Source organism: Marinobacter sp. KMM 10035 (genome assembly GCF_046537445.1).
Classification (GTDB): domain Bacteria; phylum Pseudomonadota; class Gammaproteobacteria; order Pseudomonadales; family Oleiphilaceae; genus Marinobacter; species Marinobacter sediminicola.
This window is the reverse complement of record NZ_JBBVMG010000002.1, coordinates 419,500-440,210: the sequence shown is the minus strand read 5'-3', so window position 1 is coordinate 440,210 and position 20,711 is coordinate 419,500. Positions and strand designations below refer to the sequence as shown.

Sequence of the window (20,711 nt, the reverse complement as noted above, 5' to 3'; positions counted from 1 at the left end):
ATCGACTACCGTTCCCTTGGCAGGCAAGTCGCTGCGCTCGCACACAGCCATTGCGTAGTGGCTCGATGACTCCGATCACCAACGTAGGCGGAAATATCGCCACCATAAACGAGGCGTCTGATGACCAAAAAGCGACGTTCCTTTCTCCTGAATTCAAACAGAAAGCAGCTAGCCTGGTGCTGGATCGGGGTTACACAATTCCGCGGGCGAGTGTGTCCTTGGAGACTGGTGAAAGCGCTATTCAACGCTGGGTTATCCAGCCGTCAGAGAAACGTGACGGTGTCACTCCGTAGGGCAAAGCATTCACCCCGTAGTAGCTACCGTATTCATGAGTTGGAAGCCCGCTACGAACGCCTTGAGCAGGAAAAAGACATAAAAAATAGGCTAACGCTGTCTTGATGTCGGACGAGATGAATCGTACGCCCTGACAGACCAGTTAACTGAGCAAATGCCAACGAAAACGATCTGTAATGCGTTTTATGCCAATCGCTTCAGTTACTACGAATACCGCCAACGGCGGAACCGTGTGGAGGCTGAGTGTCTGGCTCTGATAATATGTATGCAGCCTAGCTGTAAATTCTCTGGATCATGCCCGGCAACAACATGGTCGGCCGGAGAATGTTATGTTCCACCCGGAACAAAGAAGCCAGTATGCCAGCCGCAAATGACATCCGCGACTCTGGCGCTATCGAGTGACTCAAAGCATGGGTCACTGCGGCAACTGGAGAGTTACCGGCCGGGCATTGGGCGTGGTGAGGTTGATAACGAGTACGATGCTTGCACCGTCTCAGAGTGATATTTAGCTGTTCCGTTTGCAATTACATATTACCCTCTGGGCCTCCGTGCAGTTTTCTCGATTGATCTCGCACAGCGCCCCCCACCTCGGATATTGCTGAGGGGTACTGAAGTAGATTGGTATCAGATGGGCTGTATCTATAAGTTGCGATCTGAAACCGTAAAGAACACAGATGCTGAACAATGAGTGTCGCAAGTTCCGGTAGAGCCTGTAATGGTTGAGGAAATTAATCCAGAGCTCTACTGGAGTTGAGTTGTTGAATCCAAGATACTACTAATTCAGCATGGCCTTTGATGGCGGACTTCATTCGTCATCCGATAAAACCGAGCCCTCCCATAATGAAACGTTTGCATTGTGTAGCAGGCGCTCCCAGCCTTCTCAGTTGCTCGAACTGAAACGGCATGGTCTGTTTCTATAACGACCATTACTGATTCACTCTATTTTTGATCGAAGGCATGCTACCGCACGCCCTTAACAGCTTCGGTTGCAATTATTGGAACTGTTAAACCGGCCCTCAAGAACTGGTGAGTTCCAACAACCTCGCTGAAATATTGATGTGGAGTATTCCTGAGGCACTTTTGTAATGCGCGCCAAACAGATGGATCCGCATGTCTTTATTTAGCAATAGCTGCCCACTTCCCGAGATTTTTCCACTACTTGTCGTTCGTGTGCCAGTACAGTGAGGCAAGAGCGTGTCGGACGAGTCTTTGATTGCGTTGAGTCTATATCCAATTGTGACGTAATCGGACGAAACGAAGCCGCTAACTTCAGCGGATACAGCCACTCTCACAACACTTGGCTCATACAAAAAACCTGCTCGCAATTCGGACGGATGACTATTCGGTTTGATAGCCTCGTGTTCACAGTACCGAATTTCTATGACCAAATGCTTGCTGCCAAGGCAGGCCTCAGAAGTGGCATTTTCAGCTAGCGCGAGGTCGGGGAATGCAGAAAGAATGGTTAGAATAAGCAGCAATATAATTTGTGGCAGCGTTGGCGCAGAATCTTCACCTCGAGATATTTTAATGCTAAAAGAATAGAGCATCCTAAAGGCTATTCGAATGAAACGTGTTGCTACGCACTCTGGGATATCTCGAACTTGTGTTAGGCGCTTAAAGTATTAGATCCAATGCTTCACACTAATCTTATTGCTTACCCCGTTCTTAAGTCATTGAGACCTGCCACCAGGTAGCCTTGAACTGGCCAGGGTCAGTAATACTAAGCCGAGAGCCAATCTTTCCAATCGCTCAGGGCCATGCAAGTTCGGTGCTGAGAGCCCAACGATCATATGGCCGCCATTTGACGAGCATAATTTTAGCTCCAAGGCCCCGGTATCAGAATTAAAAGTTTGAGCTAGGTATTGAATGAGCTGCTATTTTTTGTCGATTTTGCACCGTATAGGCAAACTGATACCAGAGGCGATCTAGCTGTGGCATACGGTATCTGGTCTTGTTAAACTAACTTCCGTTCAGATAAAGACACGGAACGTAGCTTTAGATACAGCTCTAGTCTCCACTTTCCCGCCCGAAGCCAGTTCCACATACCATAAGTTGTTGCGGCAAGCGTTCCTGCATGCCCTAGCGGGCAGTGCCTGTTTTTGTTTATGAGGCAGGTTGCCTTGCCGGAGGGTCAGCGATTAGCGATGAAAAAAACGAGCGACTAGGAAGCTGTAGTTAATCGTAGTGATGTTTGGAAACTGCAGTTTTAGATGGTTCGGCATGGGCGTTTGGATCCTCCAAAGCTGGGTGCTATGGCCACGTTAAGGTGTTGGGGGTGGTTAGATTCCTACTTGTTCGGGCGCAAACGGCACACCTTTTATAGTTTAAAACAGAGTCGGTGCAGGGGATCATGTGTTTTGGGCGAGTGATGTATAAATTAAAATCCCTTCGATTAGGGGCTGCATTACGATGACCGAGGAGGCTGGTCACCTGGCGTTATTTTTAGTCGCACCAGGCACGCTAGGAGTGTTTGGTGTTGCATTTCTGTGGGCTTGGACGCTTGAGCGGAAGAGGCATTACTTGCTGCTGCTTGCTAGCGGCTGCTTTTCATTTTCTCTAGGGGTGCTCGCTCAGATATTATGCCGGCCGGCAGATTCTGGTCTCAATGCGATTATTTCCAATGTTTTTTATATTTACGCTGTGCTTGCAGTAGCTGAAGGCATTCTATTGCACTCGGGTAAGCGGTTCGGGTCGCTTAATGCCGTGTTGGTTTTCGGAATGTTCAGTTTTTTGATTTGGTATTTTATTTATGTTGATTGGAATTTGACCATGCGTATTTACATTCAGAATTTTGGTGTGGGCCTGATTTTTTTTGTCACCGCGTTAAGGGTAACCAAACTGAGCAGAGGGCGCATGATTGATAAGGCGCTGTTCTGGACACTTGTTGTGTTTGCTGTCCAGTTCTTCCCCCGCACAATCATGACTGTGGAAGCGTCTTTCCCAGGAACCCCAGAGCTCTTTGGTGAAACGTTGTTTTGGCGCACATTACAGCTATCTCTCGCCGTTTTGGGTGCGGCCTTAGCCTTCATTATTCTTGCGGCGGCGATAACTGATGTGATTGAAGAATTGCAGGAGGAGCGTGACCTTGATCGCCTGACGGGTATTCTTAACCGTAGAGGTTTCGAAGAGCGCGCTGATCGGTATATTGCCAAAACGCATGGACCCATGGCTATGATCTTGTGCGATCTTGACCACTTCAAGCGGATAAACGACAGCTTTGGCCATGCTGCTGGTGACGATGTTCTTTGCACTTTCGGAAGTTTGATGCGGAGAACTGTGCGAGGGGGCGACATTATGGGGCGAATAGGCGGGGAGGAGTTTGCTATTCTTTTGCGCGACTCTGATAGTTTGGCTGCTCATGAATTTGTGCTACGCCTTCAAGTCGCAATCGCTAAAGCTACGTTTCCTCTACCTGAGGGCACCGGGAGAGTGACCGCCAGTATGGGGGTTGCTGTATCAATTGGAGGGGAGGCTCGAGCTCACCTTCTTGAGCGCGCTGACATTGCCCTCTATAAAGCGAAGAATGCGGGGCGGAACCGGGCAGTTTTTTGTCAGGGAAAACAGCCTTTTCTAACGGCTTCTTGTGGCAGCCCAAAAAGCTTCTAGTGCTTCCTGCTTTTATCGGTTAACCTGTCCCCGGTTGAGGCGGAATTGGATCGGGACATTCGCTGCGCCAACACCATTCTGTCGCTGGATGAAGCGATCTCCAAAGTAGATCGTTTACTAAAGACGAGCAGTCCAAGGATGGGTCAGGGGAAACGATGCAAGGAAGTGAAGAGCAATGTCACCGGTAACGAAAGCCGCAAGATGGCCACCAGCAAGGGGACAATCCTGGGCTATAAGCGCGTTGCCATGGTGAACAAGAAACAGCAGGTCATCATCGATGCCCGGGTCTTCAGCTAAGGGCAAGTACACCACACCTTAACGCCCGCATTGGACACGGTTCAGCAGTGCTATAAAAAGCTGGGCATTGCTGACCACATCTACCAAGCCGGCGCGGTTGTCACCGCTGATACTGGCTTCGCCAACGAAGCCAACATGCAGTACCTGCACGATAGCGAGATCAACGACGACATCCCCGACAACCGCTTCCGCAGCCGCGACCCGAAATTCGCGGAGCTGAAAGACAAATACGGTAAGCAGCATCAGAATCTCTCGGATAAGGGGTGGAAAGACACCCATGCAGCCAGAGAGTTCCAGTTCGATCCCGTAAACCTTAGCTGTATTTGCCCGACTGGTGAAACTCTGACCTACCGGGGCCGAAGGGCAGCTGAGAATGGCAAGATCGGGGGGCACTTCGAGGGTCGGATGCTTCATTACCGCCACTGTCCGAAGAAGCAGAAGTGCATTCAGAATCTAGCGTCAGCAAATCACCGAAATGGGCCTGGCAGGCAGGTGTCGTTCACCATCGAAAGCAAACGACTCCCAAACTACACGGACTGGATGAAACATCGGGTAGATAGCCAGCAAGACAAAGAGATATACGGCCACTGGATAATATAGCTAATGCTCCAGTGTTACAGGGAAAATAACGAATTTCGCCAGTTGATCGCAAGTAATGTAAAAACAACAAAGCGGCTGTGGACCAGGCTCTGTGAAGGTTTTTCTAAAGGTCGTTATATTTCTTTTGGAAAAATAGCGAATAAATGCGGCGGGGTGACTCAGTTGTGTGACGGTTGCTCTGTCATCCGATTAGAGAAATCCTGTATTCGGGAGAAATATAGTTAAAAAACCGGACAGAGTCCGGTTTTTTAACTATATCTGGAGCAAGTCGCACTAAATGATGCTCTCAAATTATAAGGCAATGGCTTAGAATTTCACGCGCATACCTGCAAGAAAACCCATGTCAGCATTGTCCTTGTCGGTATCAGCAACTTCTGCGAAGACGCTGACATTTTTCTGCGTTGGGAATTTATAGGTAACGTTGGCATACCAGGCCGTAACATCGTCGCTTCCATCTGTTTCCTGATTCTGCATGCCAATGGCTACTCCCGTGGTGCTTGTCACATCAACGGTGGCAGCTACGTTGTACAGGGTTGTATCTTTATTTGTGTTGCCATCATCTGTAACACTGTAATCTGCCCCAAGCCCGAAAACACCAAAATCATAGCCAGCGCTCAGCCCCCAAGTATCCAGGGACTCGCCCACAAGAGGAGAGTGCTGCTGGTACGCCGCTGCCAACGTAAGACCTGTAAATTCGGTGGAGACAAACAAGTCAATGAACTCACCTGTAATAGCAGTACTGCCCGTTTTGTCTTTAGCTTCCAACTCATAGCTCGCCGCGATGTAGACGTTGTCTAGCTTGATATTAACACGGAGTGTGTCGTCACCATCGGTGCCTACGGCTGCAAACTGATCGTCCTCTAGGGGTACTTCATAAGCTTCTTCGACACCGAACTCGTCTGAGGCGAAGTTTTGTTTACCGAAGGAGAAAGAGGTGACGCCATACTGAATACCGAGGTACGCCTCCTCGATCGGTTTGTTTACGTCTTTGCCATTAGCATGATCCTTGAGATCAAAATCCAAACGCCCGAAAGCCTTCATATCGTCGTTAAGGTCGTAACTAACGTAGTTTTTCAGCTCCAGATCATCAAAATCGACATATTCACTGGTGTCGTTGCCAGTTTTCTTTCGCAGCTGAACCTGAAAGTCACCGTTCAGTTTGTAAACAAATCCGTCTTTGTCGTAGATGGTAGCTGCATTAACAGATCCCGCGGCCATAGTGGATACAGCAACAGCCAAAAATAGCTTTTTCATTTATCTTAACTCCACGATCTATTAGTTTGATGAACAATAATTGCTGGAACTAATCCAGATTTCCTACACGTCCTGAGCACAGCAGACGCTAGGGGCTGGGTAGAAAAAAACCGGGGCAAAGCCCCGGTATAAATGTTTTCTCTCGCAAAACTCAACATGAACCCAAAGCCTTCGTGAAAACGATACTGGCAAATTTTCTTGCTAGTAGGGTTCTCTGTGGCAGCCAACCTGATAGCTGCCTCAAGCTTTGTAGCCCAAGCTTACAAAGCACTTATTTCAAAGCAGTTACATATTAATGACGTTTCGGTGGCTCAAGGCTTGATCACACATCACTCGGTCGATATGCAATCAAGGGAGAATCGGTGCTAGGAATCGCAGGGAAGATTTAGGGATAAGGGCATGTTGGTGCTTGTTTCAGGGGTGACTCATGCTCGGAGGGGGAGGAAAACGTGTCTCAAATTTCCGGGGCAATAAAATCTGGAATTATCTCCGGTGCCGCGATGCAGGCATTCACATCCAGACCTTTGAGCGCACCATGGGCGGTTACGAGCATCGTGCTTATGCCAGCGTTGCGCCCCCCGAGAATATCTGTGTGCAAGGTGTCCCCCACCATCAGCAATCTGGAAGTTGGTATTGAAGACAGCTTGCTCTTGGCTGCGTCAAAGGCATTGCTGAAGGGTTTTCCGAAAAACACCGTGTCGAGGCCGGTGGTGAAGGCTGTCGACCAAGCATTGCTGCAGCTCTCTGGTCCATCCCCGAGCGTTTAACATCACTATGGCATCGGCGTTATCGAGTCTTTCTCGATTGGCTTTTGCCTTTAGATCGCCAATGATAAAGCCGCGGCAGGGCAGTTGGTCGGTGTGCGCCGATGTAGGCGCCATAATGGCCCATGTTCGTTCTGGTTCGGATGCCAGCGCATCGCTCATCAGCATGCGACTGGAAATTAGCTGGTCTGGTGTAATTGGAAAGCCGAGGTTGCGGTATTTCCGCACCAGCTCCTTTTGGGGAGCCGAGGCGGCATTGGAAAGTACTAAACAGTGCTTGCCCATCGACTGCAGATCGTGGAACCGCGCGACTGCTGTAGGTAAGGCATTGTTGCCCGCATTGAGCACACCGAAGGCATCGAAAATAAAGCCATCGAAACGATCGCTAATAGCCTCCAGAGATGGCACTTGTTGTGGTGTGACAGTTTCTGAAACCAGCTCTGGAAGCCGAAAGCGAATGCGCTGATATGCCTCAAATGCCCAGTGCGGTGAAGGTTTCATATGCTATTCCTGCTGGCGATAGTGAAGTTTTAAAACAAGGTCTGCCGAAATTCTTTAAATATCCAATCGGCATCGACCACCGTCGCCAGTATAATGAAAAGCACCTTCGTTACCTGGTTCTAGGCTTAAGCCACCGGCACCTACCAATACAGTTAATGGTGAATTCGCGAATGTTGGTTTCCCCGCAGAACGCCGAATGATCCCATAATGCGTCGGCAGGGGCTTCGGGAGGTTTCTGTTGCTCGCACTTCTCCCAGCTGATTCTCATTGATCTCTTCAATTGCTTCGTTAAGCATCTTGGTGATAATGCCGGGGGTATAACCCTTGTAGACAGCGCCAAAGGCTGAGTTATCGAACTTGTAGGAAGATACGAGGCTGAACATGCGTAAGTCGCCGCATGCAACGGCTATTGGGCTGGATTCGGTGTTGAAACCAACAACCAGGGGCCTCCGCCGCGCATAGCGTCAATTTGGGCGGGGTTGGATTTAGCCGCGAACAGTTGGGCTAGGCTTCAGCGTAAACAGAGGGGGCTACTGGCGTATAAGCAAAAATCGGAGTGGAGGGGGCATTCTGGACTGCTCATGGCAGGTGTCGTCAGCTGGCTGATATTGGGGCTGCGCCTTCTCGTTTATGATAATCCGCTACCTGATATTTTTCAGCAAGTTTGATATAGATAGGTAAGGCGGCGTTTCCACTATTTGCAACTGCTGGGAGCAAGTCACGGGATCGTCATTCTCTCTTAACGGCCCTGAAATCGATTTGTCACAAATCTCTGTCACGCTCCCGAGTTGATCTCACTATAAAATAGCTGGATGGGGATAAGGATGCGGTACTTTTTGCTGTTTCTATTTGCGCTTGCAGTGGCTGGCTGTAACGATTCATCTTCGGGAGTGTCACATTCGGATACCGCTGATGATGAACCGCCAATGGCAACAATTTCTCCACTTAAGATAGGGCTGTTGCCTGATACTCAGGGCGGCGGCGACAATGTGTCGGTGCACCCGATGGAAGCGGTACTGGCCAAGCTGGCGAGTGAGGGGGTGGATATAGTAATCCCGGTAGGCGATCTCACTGACCAAGGCACTACCCGTGAATTCGAGCAATGGACCAGTGTTGCGGAGAAATACCGGGACCAGGGCATCGAGTTCCTGCCCCTGATGGGCAACCACGAAGATAGTTATGCTTATACTGTCGAGTGGATCGAAAACATGAAGCACTATATCCCCGAGGATGCCGTCCACATGAGTGGAGCTGAGTATCTGGACTACTACGTTGTTCGTGACAACGTTCTGATCATTGCGCTTCGCTACTACCACCTGCCGGTGGCATTTCAGTGGATCAAGGGCGTCGTGGAGCAGCACAGCGACAAGGTTGACCATGTGGTGATTGCAAGTCACGACGGTCTGATCGGCGCCAAGTACGGCGAAACCCGCGAGATGATTGTAGAAGGCACCAAGAACGACGATCGCTTGCTGCACCAGTGGGACGATATTCGCCATTTCTTTTCCAAGCATGATGTCATTTGGGTTCAAGGCCACGAGCACATGTACCAGCGCTCTGTCATCGAGGCATCGGTTGGCATTGAAGCCGTCTCCTGGACCAGGGATGACCGGAATTATCGTCTGCCCCAGTACACCCAGATCATTTCAGGCAATGCTTCCTACAAGGGTTACGAGTTCCGTTATGGTGAGCGGGAGTTGGTGCAGGCCATTATCCAGCAGAAAATGAATACCATGAAAAATGGCTCCGATACATTCGATGCTAATGCTAGCCTGCTTACCTTCACAGGCCAGCGGATCGACTACGCTAGTTGGTTCGCCGAGCACACGATCACGTCCAATGAAGATGGCCCGAAAGAACTGGAGAGCCCCAACTGGACGCTTCTCGATAGGTTCACCCGCACCACCGATCGCTGTGAACGTCTGGTTTATCCAAACTCAATACCGGATGCTACCCGACCGGTCATGGTGCTCAATCCAAGCTATCGAACCAACGAGTGTTTTGCAGCCGATGGTAGTGTTGCCAAGTTGCTGGACGGTGTAAATAACACGTTTAACCGGGTAGAGAGCAGAACTCGCAGTATGGGGTGGACACAGGGGTTCAGCCGCGCCGAGAGCCAGAACGATCTGATCCGCCTCGGTTATCAGTTCCTGTTTCAGGTACACGAGCGCTGGACGCCCAACCTGAACGGTAACAACCGCTTGATCCCCAATATGGATGATATCTCCGAAGTCGTTATACCCGAGACGACGATCGACCTGAAAGAACATCTTACTATGAGCTGGGCTCCCGCGGAAGAAGGCACACAAAGTGAGGTGATGATCATCAGCGGCACCCAGGGCCAAACCGGCACGTTTAGCAGTGCCTACGGTGCACCGAAGGATATCGAGATCGACAGCGGCCTACCTGGCAGCCAACCGGATGGTACTGCTAAAGCGCCCGTGACACTGCCTCCAACTGCTACCAAGGGGTGGGATCTTGAGCAGGCTGTTTCCGATACTTATGTGGTGCAGTTTGACGCGCCAAGAGGAAAAAACTATGAAAGACTGAACCTGGCCGTCAAAACAGCTCAAGGCGACTGGGCTCCTCTCGCAGATAGGCAGTGCCTGGTGGAAGGAGCCTACTCTAGTCAGTATCTTCAAAAGCTTCCTGTAAGGAGTGAAAGTTGTAGTGAAACTCCATTAGTTGGCTATGATCGTAATCATGAAGGCCGCTGGTGGGCTTTAATGAACAAAGATGCGGAGTTTGCACTGATAGGTGCAGATTGAATCGACTTTGTAGGATGCATACTGAGTAACACCTATTCTGGGATCGTTGTACTCCTTAGACTCAGAAGTAGGTAAACAGTAGAGCGAATTTCAGAGATGTTGGAAGCCTGCAAGTATCCGCCCTATAGCTTGCAGGCTACCCAACCCCCGGAATGGGTCCAGTAGGGAAGAGTTGCTACCAGCAGCATCTAGGGCGCAAAGATAGTAATCAGCGTCATGGTGGCAGAGAAGCGGCTACCTCTGAGCGAGCGTCACAATCGTTGTACCCGGAGTGGTAGGTAATGGGCTCCGGAATAGCTTGGGTGAGGACTTGGCCTCGGTAAGCGATAGCGCCGCCTACCCGTCAGACCGGCGGAGGGGAGGGTTCAAACTAGCAATGGTAGACCAAGGCAACACGATGACCGAAAATAGGTTAGAAACTGCCTAGGATGCAGCTCCCTAGTGGCCAACGCGCATCAGTTTCATATCAAATTCCCCTGATGCTAGCAGGGGGCGGAATGCATGGGCGTCGCGCCACTGGTAAGAGTATACAGTTGTCAGTAGGCCACCAAAACCTTTCTTGATGAAGGTCGGCGACATGGTGGAGCCAGCTGGTCGAAAGGCCTGTTTACGAGGTGGCTTGATAAGTAGTCAGGATGTGGTTGCGCTGTAATATTCGCTACGGAAGGTCTGATTAGCGCCTAGTTTTCCGTTGAACAAAAAGCCGCCGCATTCAACGACTCAATTCTTTGAATGAGTCGCTAGTTTAGGTGGCTGGTTTCTCCTGACTTAACACGTATTCTTTTACTGTTTTAAGGGATGCACCGCCAGTGGTGCTCACGCAATAGGAGCGTGACCAAAAATACGGTTTCCAAAAATACGGCTCCAAATGTTCGGCAAACTCCTTGCGAATGTGCCGGGCGCTGACCGTCTTCAGGTTTCCCACCAATCGGGACAAATCCAGCGCCGGATGTGTATCGATCAACAAATGAACGTGATCATCCTTCCCGTTAAACTCGACCAGATCACAGCCCCACTTCCCAAGTACATCCGCAAAAATATCACGCATTCTTTCCAGCATCTCAATAGTGATCACTTTGTGTCGGTATTTAATTACCAGTATGAGATGGTAGTTCAACCGGAAAGCTGCATGACTACGGGTTTTAAGGGTTGTCTTCGGTTGCATGAGCGACCCACCTAACTTAATATGTAATCATGATTATACGCTCAGACCGACTCAAAATACACGCCGACAGTCCAGTCCAGCAAGAAGTGCTGGCCGAAACGCTGGCGATGTATCGTCGGTTGGTGCGGGATCTGATGACGGTGGCGTTCACGCACTGGCCGTCGGTTGGCCCCGCCAAAGGCAATGAGGCGGTGGCCGTGATCGAGGGCCTTATTCATCCCACATCACAACGGCCAGTCGTTCGATATCGGTATTTTCAAAACCGCTACTACAAATTCCCCTCCTATCTGCGACGGGTAGCCATCATGGATGCCGTCGGCCAGGTCCGGTCATTCATGAGCCGGTACGGTGATTGGCTGGATGGCCAGCGCCGGTATCCGCATGTTCGGCCGCCGAAGCTGACCGCCAGCACCAATACCTTTCCGAGTCTGTATGGCGGCCAGTGCATCAAGCTGAATGCCGAGACCACACAGGCCTTTATCAAGGTCCGGTACCGAAAGGACTGGATCTGGATGAGCTTTCGATTGTCTGGAGAACTCCGATATCGCGGAAAAGGCACAGCGAAGTCACCCATGTTGACCTTTAACGGCAGGCAGTGGGGATTATCATTGCCGGAGCAGTTTGAGCCGGTGACACCGGTCAGGACGCCAAAGCGCGTGCTGGCCGTGGATGTGGGTATCAACACAGCGGCCACCTGGGCCGTGGTCGATGATCAAGGCGCTGTCCACGCCCGGGGATTTCTCCGGCGAAGTGATAAAGATCGAGAGTATCGACTGATGCAGCGCATCCGAGCTAGCGCCCGGAAGCACACCCGGCATGGAAGCCGATTACCGGCAGGCTTCTGTAGCCAGGACCACCGGCGCCTAAAGCGGCTGGCAGACAACGAAGCTCACCAGATCAGCCGGAAACTGGTTGACCTAGCACTGAGGCATGACTGCCAAGCCGTCGTGGCGGAAAACCTGAAAGGCTGGAGGCCGAAAGCCGGTCGAAAACGCTCCCCGATGAAAGCCCGCTTCCACCGGTGGTTTCATCGAATGCTGGCGGATCGGATTCAGAGTAAGGCGCAAGAAGTTGGGCTGCGCTCAGCGCTGGTCTACGCTCGAGGCACATCCAGTTTAGCCTATGACGGCTCGGGGCGGGTCAAACGAGATGCTGTCAACTACAGTCTTTGCACCTTTGTCAGCGGTAAACGTTACCATGCGGATCTTAACGCGGCCTACAATATCGCCGCCCGAGGACTTGTTTACTTTCAGGGCAATCGATGCAAGTCGGGTGCCCGTGCGGCCCAGCAAAAGTCTGACCGCACACCGGGAACCCCGGTGACGCTCTCCACGCTATGGCTAACCGCCAAAGTCGCGTGAGAGTGATCGGATTCCGCGACTCAATTCTTTGAATGAGTCGTCGGAGGGTTCAATATCTATTCAATTTGATAAGCGACACCTACTGACTCCCTCGTAATTTTGATCGAATTTCGCCCCGGATATGTTGTTGTAACTACAGCTGATTTTGCCGGCAGAGCGATGCATCAAAGTAAAGAGTTTGGTCACAAGTGGTATCTGTTGTTTGAGTGAGGGCGTAGGTTAAAAAAGCTTTGGGTTTTGCATGTGGCGAAGAATCTCCGTTTTGACTATCTTTAATGGTCACCGATTTCAACGCTGATTGCTCAGAGCGGGAGAACTAATCTATTGCTCCGTCTACCAAGGGTGGTTGTGTTTGTGTTTTTCGTCGTTTCAGCCTTCCCTGTCTTTTGTATACAAGCTTCGGGTAAGGTTCGGCTTGCCACCGGACACTGGCCACCGTATTTCGATGAATCTGCTAACAATGGTGGGATGCTCGCCGAGCTAATCACCAAGGCCTATGCAACCCAAGGACTTAGTACCCACTTTACGTTTTTGCCATGGTCCCGTGCCTTGATGTTGGCCAAGTCAGATCAATTTGACGGTACTGCTGCTTGGTCGTGTGTTGAGGAACGGTCAGACGATTTTCTTTATTCTTTCGGAGTTCTTCCGTATCACTATGTGTTTTTCCATCGGCGATCCTTGGAGTTTGATTGGGTGTCGTATGAAGACTTGAAGGGGATGTCCGTGGGTGTAACTCAGGACTATAGCTACAATCAAATGTTTGAGAATCTTGCGGATCAAGGCATTGTGAGCACCGAAATGACAGCATCAGACGAGACTAACTTTCGGAAATTGCTGGCTGGGCGTATTGATCTGTTTCCGATGGACCCGTTGGTCGGGATGTCGATGATCAAACAGTGGATAGCGCCGGAGGAGGCGGAAGAGCTCACATTTTACCCCAAGCCCTTTAGTCGCAGCTATTACCATGTGCTCTTTAGCCATACAAACCCCCGTGGAGAACTTCTCCGCCAAAGATTGGATAAGGGGCTTCGTATTTTGTGGTCTAGCGGAGAGTTTGATGCGATCGTCGAGAAATGGCTAGCCTTTGAAGGTTCAGCGGATGAGGATATGAGCCGGCCTCTGTTCGCAGAATGTGACGGCGAGTGAGTCATACCGGATTCCATGGAGATCTCAACTCGTGAGAAAATGGTGTATGCCTTTATCAGCGTATTCAGGATGGACAAGGTTTGGCGGTCAGAGGTGCGTGATGTTTTCGTGCAGAATTTTTTGGTATGACTTAGGAAAACTCTACTTCTCCTGCAAAGCCGCAAACGAAATTTGTTCCTGCTCCAGCCTCAGGTTCTTTCCTGATTCAAGTGTACTCAGCATCTGATAAACCGCTTGCTCGTGTTCTGTCAGGTTCGGCAACTCCCCTATATGAGGGGACGGTTCGATGCCCCATAAATGCTGATGACCCCGGAGGGTTGCAGCGTCCATGAGCAGTGAGCGGCTGTTGGGTATGGCGTCGCGAAGCTGGTTGAGAATCCGGAAACCATGGGTATCAATGTCGCCCCAGTACATCACGTTCTTTTCCTTTAGCCAGCTTGCGTTGGCAAGTTGCTTGCCGATGCCATAGCCTTGTCCGAAGATCACAATTGACGAGGGCGTGTCTGGAAAGGCCAGGGCGGTGACGTCGTTTTCCACGATATAGACCGTATCGACTGGCAAAGATAGCGTCTGGAACTTATCTACCGGAATTTCAATGTCCCGTAAGCCGCTAATATCCTGAGCCTTGTCCAGAAATCTCAGGCGCAACCGCACGGGTCTGCGTAGAAAGCCATAGCGCTGCTCGAAGTGGCGGGCGCCACTGGCGCTGGCATCAATGGCATGCTCTGGCAAAACCCGGTCGAGCAATTCACTCAGCAGGCCTCGGTTACGCTCGATAAACTTGGTATGCACGCCGGGGATTTCGAGTTGGCGGACATAGATGCCAGGTCTGGGATTCGCCGCCATCCACGTCAGAATTGCCAGTAATGTTTTCCACTCGTGCTGCTTTGCCAGAACTGCTAGTGGCTTTAGCTGACACCAGTCGGCGAGTTCGGGAAACTGGTGGCTGATCTCACCGGTCAGCGACTGGTATTGACGAGTCGCGTTTAGCTGACCAATCTGCCTGAGCGCTGCCTCGAGGGTGGGCAGCACGACAGCCACCGGCAACGAGTTGCGGCCGAGCTGACGGTTATTGACGGTTTGCCATTCCAATTCTAGATCTTGGCTTGCTGCGGTCTGCCAGTGGTTAATCCAGCTTCTTGCAGCATCAAACTGGTCTACCAGTTCGCCAGGCCCCGGCTTTTTAATGAGCAGGCGGAGGGGGAAGAGCGTATCCGGCTGGTGAGTGGCCCTTAGCAATTCGCCTTTGCGCCAGCGTTTCGCCAGCTGCTCGCGGATGTCCGCCAGTGTCGTCCAGTTGGAATTGCTCATTGCACCTGAATGCTCTCTCTTGCCGCGCGCTCCTGCCGGTAGGCTTCAATAGTCAGGTTGCGCAACAGGGATTCCCGTCCTTCCGGGTTGTATACAAATCCCACGTGGGACACGTAGGGTTCGATGATGTGGATTTTTTGCAGCGGCGTTACGATCAGTAGCTGCAGATTGAGCCGCTGGAACAGCTCAAGCCCGAAACGGGCGGATTCGTCAGAACCCCGGCCAAAGGCTTCGTCAATCATCACAAAGCGGAAGCTGCGGGAGCGCACCTCGCCCCACTCAAGCCCGAACTGGTATACCAAGCTTGCGGCCAGAACTGTGTAAGCAAGTTTTTCCTTCTGCCCGCCGGACTTGCCGCCGGAATCGGTGTAATGCTCGTATTCGCTACCGTCTTCCCGCCAGCGTTCAGAGGCGGCAAACGCATACCATTGACGCACGTCGGTCACTTTACGGGTCCAGCGCTGGTCCAGTTCGCTGGTGCCTTCACGGCCACGAAAGCGTTCAATAATGGCCTTTACCTGAAGAAACTTCTGTTCTGCATACTGGTCTCCCTCGATTCCCATCATGGTGCCTTCCGTGCAGGCTCTCAGGCTTTCCTGGAACTCGCGGATGTCTGCGTCGGTGTTGGGTTGCGCTTCCAGCAAGATGTAGCGCCCGGGGTTATATTCGATGTCGATCAGGGAGCGGTTAATCTGGTCAATACGCTCACGAATCTGCTGGCGCTCTTTACTTAGTTGACCATGAAAAGTGGCGATCTCCCGGATGGTGTTTTCGTTGAGCAGGGCCTTGAACTGCTGCTCGAAGCGGGGCAGGTCGTCTGCCTGCAGGTTGGCAAGCATGGCACTGTATTCCGGGGCTGCGTCCAGACTGGCATCCACATCCTGGGTGTCCAGCGGCCAGGCGTGAGTGTATTGGTTCATGGCCGTGAGAATTCTTTCCTCAAGCTTTCTCAGGCGCTTGGCTTCATTGTCGATTTTGCTCTGCAGCCATTCCCGAAACTCCTGCTCGCGATTGGTGCAGGACTCCACCGTGAGTTGATGCTCGCCCAGGGCTTGAAGTCGCAGCTGATCCAGCGCGGTGAATTCGTCGCTCAGGTCAGCTTCATTGGACAGCAATGTCTGCGCTTCTATCAGCTGGTTGCGGGCGTTTTCCTGTTTGTCTTCCGTGCTGCCCAATTCGCGGTTGAGTTTTTTCTCCTGCTCTTCAGTGTCCTGGATGCGCGCTTCCAGTTCTTCAAGTTGATTTGTGAGGGTCAGCAGTTGGCTGGAGGCGCTCTCCAACGCCTGTTTTTCTTGCTGCAGCCATGCCATGGCCTGCGCCGGGGTTTGCCAGTCGATATCGCTGAAGTCCTGAATCTGGAGCAAGGCGGTGATGGCGTCCCGCTGTGCGGTCAGTTGCTTACGCTCCTCACCGATGTGCGCCCATTGTTCGCCGAGTTGTTGGATGGTTGTCTCCAGATCAGACTGTTGGTTTTCCAACGTGGCGATTTTCTGTTCGTTACTCCAGCCCAGCACGAACCGGCTACGGTCATTCAGGTTGTGCCGGTCGTCTTTTTCATGGCGCAGATCGCCGGTCTTGATCTGCCCGGTTGGGGTGATCGCCCGTGATTCCCGGCGAAACTGGCTCATATCCTTGCAGCAGGCATAGTCGAAACGACGCGCCAGTTCCTGCTCCAGCCAGCCATAGAATTCGGAATCCGGCCGTATGTCCAGTTTGTGCACCAGTGATTCGGGGTGCAGGCCCGGGGGCACACTGGTGTGTTGCTGGCGCACCCGGAAGTAGACCAGCCGGCCCCGTAGATTGGTTTTCTCCACCCAGTCCGCGACTGCTGCGTAATGGGTGTCCGAAACCAGCAGGGACAAGGCAAAGTTGTGAAGCACCCGTTCGGCGGCACCTTCCCAGCCGGCTTCCTGTTCCCGTACCTGGATCAGCTCGCCAGCGAAAGGCAGATCATCTGCCTCAAGTCCTAGGGCATCACAAAGAGAGTCCCGGATACTGATCTGCCGGGAATGGATATTGGAACGGCGCTTGCGCAGGGAGTCGAGTTCTTTACCAAGCTCTTCGTGCTGTTGCCGGTAATCCCGCAGCGAGAAACTCAGCTCGTTCTGTTTGTTCTCCAGCTCAGCAGACTGGTTTTCCAGCTCGTCTTTGCGTGTCCCCAGCATGGTGAGGTTGCGTGAGAAGGTGTCGATATCCGGACGTTCCGTCAGATCCAGGCTGGCTGCGTGGCGGGCGTAGTCGTTGGCTTTTTGCTGGGTGCGTTGGCGATCCTGGTCGAGCCGGTCGATTTCAACGGCAAGCTGCTCCAACCGGTCCCCGCCTTGTTTTGAAATTGCACCTTTGAGTTGATCCCGCCGGCCTCGCTGTTCTCTCAATGTAATGCCTTGCTTGTCCAGGTTGCGGCTCTGGCGATCATGTTCTGCTTCAAGGTTGATTAAACGTTGCTCAAGCAGGCGGCGGCGGTGGCTGGCGAAGTAGGCTTTCAGGGTTTCTCTGTAGTGCTCCCAAAGAGCGCGCCTTTTTGCGCTTTGCTCATGACGGCCGCAGTCAGCGACTAAGGGCGTGAGCGCTTCGACCTGGGCCCGGGCCTTGAGCACGGCTTCATAGGCCCTGCTGAGATCATCAAAATGATTCAGCAATCCATCGATGCGCGGTTGGACATCAAAGGCTTCCAGCATGTGCTCCCGTACGAAGTCGGTGAGATTGCCAACAGACTTCATGGAAACAGTCTGATGGAACAACTCCAGTGCCTGATCATTTTCCAGACCGAACAGGCGACGAAATGCGGCTTCATAGGGGTTGAAGGTATCAAACAGCTGCACGTTCGGGGTGTCCCGCAATTGCTTGCGTAGCGTTTTGATGTCGTTGTTAAAGTTGGCGAGGTGTTCGCGGATGGTCAGCGCATCTTCTGCTACCAGATAGAAGCGAGTCGGTTGCCCCTGTTTATCCTTGTGCCAGAACACCTGCGCCAGAGTCACTTTCTGGTCGTAGCCTTCATTGCCGAACACCGCCAGGAGCACGGAATAGCTGTTGTGGTCACGCAGGGCGACGGGTTTGGCATTGTGGCCAGTGTCGCTGCGTTCGGATTTGTAATAGCCTTGCACGTAGGAGCGTAGTGTACGTTCCTTGTTTAACGCGCCTGCGGCCTTGTTGTAGGCGATCCGCTGGGCGGGGATCAGCAGCGTAGTCATGGCGTCCACCAGTGTGGATTTGCCGGAACCAATATCACCGGTCAGTAGGCCGTTTTCGCCGTTCACTTCCAAACGCCAGATCCGGTTGTCAAAGGTGCCCCAGTTGAGTACCTCCAGGCCCTGAAGCCGGAAGCCGGCGCGGGTGTCGTTTTCAACAAAATCCAGCAACTGTTCCTGCATCAGTCCGCGTCCTCATTGATCCCGGGCTGGTCGTAATCGGGCGTAATGTGTCTCAGGTAATCCTGCAAGCGTTGATCAAATTCGTTCAGCCACTGGGCATCCACATACGCCTTGATAATCCGTCGCACTTCGATTTTGTCCCGCTGATCCCGCAAGCGGCGGATAAAACCCAGCTCGGCGACTTTGTTGAGGTAACCGTCGATCTGATCCACCAGCCGGGCTTCGTTGGAGCTTTGCGGTAGGAAGGTGCGCATCAGATTGATCACCTCTTCCCGGTCTAGGATAAGACGTAGTTCACCGCCGGTAGTGTCTGCCTCGGCCAGCTTGCGGCGTAACAGGGCAATCAACAGGCTGACCGGGTAGGAGAGCTGGCGGCGGTTCATCAGCCGGGGTAGGGGGGTGGTGTCCTCGTCTTCTTCAAGGGTCGCGAGCCAGGCGTAACCTTCGGATTCGTCAATCTGAAATGTCAGCCCCATCACCGCCACGTAATCCCGGATTCGTGGTTGCAGGTTAATAATCTTCTGCCACAGGCCGGGGTCATCGTCCTGATAGATTACCCCTTTCAGTAATCGGATCACCGCCAGGGAGAGTGCCTTCCCCTGGCTGCTGTATTCGGTTTCGGCTGTGGTCATGGTTAGGTCGGTATCCACTGAAAAGGGCTGTCCGGTAACAGGTTATCGGGTGAAGATCACGCGGGCAATACGGGCGCGGCGGTAGCTGCCATTCTCATCCATCCATTGAATCGTGTCCTGATGGTTTTCGTCAAAGCTGGCGGTGGATTGATTGCCTGCCATGGTGAGATAGGTGATCAGCTCCGCAAGTCCCACCTGTAATGGATGGCGCCGGATAACCTCCGCGAGTGTGACCTGCGACTGGCCGCGCAGTGCGTCACGGATGTGGGCTTCCAGCCTGGTTCGGTCGACCAGTACCTGATTGAACAGGGCATCCGGATCCACGCCCGACTCGTCTCCCGCTTCTACCCGGGACTCGATGACCGGATTCAGCGGCGGCGAATACAGCGGGCGCTCCATAGCCAGGTTGATTCCGGCCTGGGTGGATTCCATCGACGTGATCGTTTCGCTGGGCTGTTCATCACGCACGTTCAGCGCACGGGTTTCAATGCTTTGTATCAATTGCATGATGCGCTTGTTTTCTAGGTAGGCCTGGTCATCCAGAAAACGGCGCAGTTGCTGCGACAAGCGGGCGACTGTGCGCTGGGTCTGCTCACCTGCATCCAGCCAGTCAAAATGGATGCGTTTGAACCGGGGGTCCGGCTGTAGGGCCTGGATGGCGTCCAACTCGAAAACCCGCTCCAGCCCTTCGGACAGCTCTTCCTGCCGGGAGGGTGACATCAGAAAATCCCAGAAGGCCCGGAAGGTGCGCCCCTGATCCGTGTCCGAAATGGCATCGCGCTGGCCAAAAATCTGTTCCAGCAGATCGCCTTTACGGCCTTCCCACGCAGTAATCTGCTCCCGTGCCTGGCGGTCCAGCTGGCGGAAGTTCTGTTCGACCTCACGAAAATCCGAGAGCAGTTCCCGCGCGGTGCCATTAAGTTGCTGGAAACGCTCGCGCTGGGCGGTTTCATCCATTATGGCGATATCGCCGGCTTCCACCTGCCTGATTTCCCGTTCAATTGCCGCTTTGCGCTCATGGAGGTCATCCAGCCGGGCCTGCTTGTCGGTCTCGGTACCGGATACCATCTGCTGTAGTAAGTCGAAGACCGTTTTCAGGCGAGACTCGGTGCCGACGAACTGGCGCTGGTTAAGACTCTCCAGCCAGCCGAGGGCCTTTTCAGTGGCGGGGGTCAGGTCAAAGTGGGCTTCATCACTATTCTGTGGGTAGAACTTACGCAGCCAACCCTTGTCGTTATCTGCCCAGTCGTTGAGGTAATCCCTTGCGCTGCGGGGAAATGAATCCTCGCCGTGGTTGGCCCGAAGCTGAAAAAGCAGGTCTTCCAAGCGAGACTGCAGCTGCGACTCGGCAATCGAGCGTTCATTGGGCTGAATAAATACCAGGTTGAGGAAGCTGATAATTAACGGGGCGTGATCCGCCAGTAAAAGCCGCCATGTAGGATGAAGGCGGCGCAACTGGCTGAGGGCATCATAGTCCAATGAGCATTCCTTGCAGAAGAACTTAAACCCCAATCATATGGCATGTGCCTGGTAGGTTAAAGATGCGTTGAGAATATTGCTGCTCGCTCATCCCCCCGTAAAAATTTTGAAATGCGCACCAAAAGGATTGACACATTTCATCACTTTTAATCCAAGTGTCTG

The 20,711-nt window shown here is 52.4% G+C and carries 14 protein-coding genes and 1 pseudogene; 6 read left to right on the top strand and 9 right to left on the bottom strand.

Going from position 1 to position 20,711, the window contains the following annotated elements; all coding sequences use genetic code 11:
- Window positions 1-65: 65 nt before the first annotated feature.
- From AADB16_RS13895 to AADB16_RS13885, 3 genes and pseudogenes are all read left to right on the top strand, one after another.
- Window positions 66-293, top strand: a complete 228-nt coding sequence (locus tag AADB16_RS13895; RefSeq protein ID WP_410804090.1) for a hypothetical protein — start codon at window positions 66-68, stop codon at window positions 291-293.
- Between the two features lie 2,410 nt (window positions 294-2,703).
- The gene (locus AADB16_RS13890) at window positions 2,704-3,900 is read left to right on the top strand and encodes a GGDEF domain-containing protein (protein ID WP_410804089.1); all 1,197 of its coding nucleotides are present in this window, start codon (window positions 2,704-2,706) and stop codon (window positions 3,898-3,900) included.
- 36 nt (window positions 3,901-3,936) lie between these two features.
- Window positions 3,937-4,785: pseudogene (locus tag AADB16_RS13885) on the top strand (IS1182 family transposase); the annotation flags it as partial.
- A gap of 318 nt (window positions 4,786-5,103) precedes the next feature.
- On the opposite strand, the gene AADB16_RS13880 reads toward AADB16_RS13885, so the two are convergent.
- The 4 genes from AADB16_RS13880 to AADB16_RS13865 form a co-directional block, all read right to left on the bottom strand.
- Window positions 5,104-6,051, bottom strand: coding sequence for a porin (locus AADB16_RS13880; RefSeq protein ID WP_410804087.1), 948 nt, complete (start codon window positions 6,049-6,051; stop codon window positions 5,104-5,106).
- A 454-nt stretch (window positions 6,052-6,505) separates the two neighbouring features.
- Complete coding sequence (locus tag AADB16_RS13875) at window positions 6,506-6,745, bottom strand: HAD hydrolase-like protein (protein WP_410804085.1); 240 nt, start codon at window positions 6,743-6,745, stop codon at window positions 6,506-6,508.
- Entirely contained in the window at window positions 6,711-7,316 is a 606-nt protein-coding gene (locus tag AADB16_RS13870; protein ID WP_410804083.1) for a hypothetical protein, read from the bottom strand. Before AADB16_RS13870 ends, AADB16_RS13875 begins: the two co-directional genes overlap by 35 nt.
- Before the next feature lie 152 nt (window positions 7,317-7,468).
- Window positions 7,469-7,699: a hypothetical protein gene (locus AADB16_RS13865; protein WP_410804081.1), complete on the bottom strand. Its 231-nt coding sequence runs from the start codon at window positions 7,697-7,699 to the stop codon at window positions 7,469-7,471.
- A gap of 543 nt (window positions 7,700-8,242) precedes the next feature.
- Here AADB16_RS13865 and AADB16_RS13860 point away from each other — a divergent pair.
- Window positions 8,243-10,084, top strand: a complete 1,842-nt coding sequence (locus tag AADB16_RS13860; protein WP_410804079.1) for a metallophosphoesterase family protein — start codon at window positions 8,243-8,245, stop codon at window positions 10,082-10,084.
- A 745-nt stretch (window positions 10,085-10,829) separates the two neighbouring features.
- Here the strand turns inward: AADB16_RS13860 and tnpA are convergent.
- Window positions 10,830-11,249 carry an IS200/IS605 family transposase gene (gene tnpA, locus AADB16_RS13855; RefSeq protein ID WP_410804078.1) on the bottom strand — a complete coding sequence of 140 codons (420 nt, stop codon included), beginning with the start codon at window positions 11,247-11,249 and terminating at the stop codon, window positions 10,830-10,832.
- Window positions 11,250-11,278: 29 nt separating this feature from the next.
- Here tnpA and AADB16_RS13850 point away from each other — a divergent pair, with 29 nt between their 5' ends.
- Both AADB16_RS13850 and AADB16_RS13845 read left to right on the top strand, forming a co-directional pair.
- Window positions 11,279-12,610, top strand: a complete 1,332-nt coding sequence (locus AADB16_RS13850; protein WP_410804076.1) for an IS200/IS605 family accessory protein TnpB-related protein — start codon at window positions 11,279-11,281, stop codon at window positions 12,608-12,610.
- Window positions 12,611-12,964: 354 nt separating this feature from the next.
- On the top strand, window positions 12,965-13,756 hold the full coding sequence (locus tag AADB16_RS13845; RefSeq protein ID WP_410804074.1) for a substrate-binding periplasmic protein: 792 nt from the start codon (window positions 12,965-12,967) through the stop codon (window positions 13,754-13,756).
- A gap of 141 nt (window positions 13,757-13,897) precedes the next feature.
- Here the strand turns inward: AADB16_RS13845 and AADB16_RS13840 are convergent, their stop codons facing one another.
- Genes AADB16_RS13840 through AADB16_RS13825 form a run of 4 tightly spaced genes read right to left on the bottom strand, consistent with a single transcriptional unit; the run spans window position 13,898 to window position 20,549 of the window.
- Window positions 13,898-15,067, bottom strand: coding sequence for a DUF3322 domain-containing protein (locus tag AADB16_RS13840; RefSeq protein ID WP_410804072.1), 1,170 nt, complete (start codon window positions 15,065-15,067; stop codon window positions 13,898-13,900).
- Window positions 15,064-18,438: an ATP-binding protein gene (locus tag AADB16_RS13835; protein WP_410804071.1), complete on the bottom strand. Its 3,375-nt coding sequence runs from the start codon at window positions 18,436-18,438 to the stop codon at window positions 15,064-15,066. Before AADB16_RS13835 ends, AADB16_RS13840 begins: the two co-directional genes overlap by 4 nt.
- Window positions 18,438-19,070 (bottom strand): DUF4194 domain-containing protein, encoded by a 633-nt coding sequence (locus tag AADB16_RS13830; RefSeq protein ID WP_410804069.1) that lies wholly within the window; start codon window positions 19,068-19,070, stop codon window positions 18,438-18,440. Before AADB16_RS13830 ends, AADB16_RS13835 begins: the two co-directional genes overlap by 1 nt.
- A gap of 42 nt (window positions 19,071-19,112) precedes the next feature.
- Window positions 19,113-20,549, bottom strand: coding sequence for a DUF3375 domain-containing protein (locus tag AADB16_RS13825; RefSeq protein ID WP_410804067.1), 1,437 nt, complete (start codon window positions 20,547-20,549; stop codon window positions 19,113-19,115).
- Window positions 20,550-20,711 lie beyond the last annotated feature (162 nt).

Excerpts from the sequence above, each read along its gene's own strand:
- AADB16_RS13835 (WP_410804071.1), bottom strand. The coding sequence starts at position 18,438 with ATGCAGGAACAGTTGCTGGATTTTGTTGAAAACGACACCCGCGCCGGC.
- AADB16_RS13895 (WP_410804090.1), top strand. The coding sequence starts at position 66 with ATGACTCCGATCACCAACGTAGGCGGAAATATCGCCACCATAAACGAG.
- AADB16_RS13880 (WP_410804087.1), bottom strand. The coding sequence starts at position 6,051 with ATGAAAAAGCTATTTTTGGCTGTTGCTGTATCCACTATGGCCGCGGGA.
- AADB16_RS13840 (WP_410804072.1), bottom strand. The coding sequence starts at position 15,067 with ATGAGCAATTCCAACTGGACGACACTGGCGGACATCCGCGAGCAGCTG.
- tnpA (WP_410804078.1), bottom strand. The coding sequence starts at position 11,249 with ATGCAACCGAAGACAACCCTTAAAACCCGTAGTCATGCAGCTTTCCGG.
- AADB16_RS13850 (WP_410804076.1), top strand. The coding sequence starts at position 11,279 with ATGATTATACGCTCAGACCGACTCAAAATACACGCCGACAGTCCAGTC.
- AADB16_RS13870 (WP_410804083.1), bottom strand. The coding sequence starts at position 7,316 with ATGAAACCTTCACCGCACTGGGCATTTGAGGCATATCAGCGCATTCGC.
- AADB16_RS13830 (WP_410804069.1), bottom strand. The coding sequence starts at position 19,070 with ATGACCACAGCCGAAACCGAATACAGCAGCCAGGGGAAGGCACTCTCC.
- AADB16_RS13860 (WP_410804079.1), top strand. The coding sequence starts at position 8,243 with ATGGCAACAATTTCTCCACTTAAGATAGGGCTGTTGCCTGATACTCAG.
- AADB16_RS13865 (WP_410804081.1), bottom strand. The coding sequence starts at position 7,699 with ATGTTCAGCCTCGTATCTTCCTACAAGTTCGATAACTCAGCCTTTGGC.
- AADB16_RS13890 (WP_410804089.1), top strand. The coding sequence starts at position 2,704 with ATGACCGAGGAGGCTGGTCACCTGGCGTTATTTTTAGTCGCACCAGGC.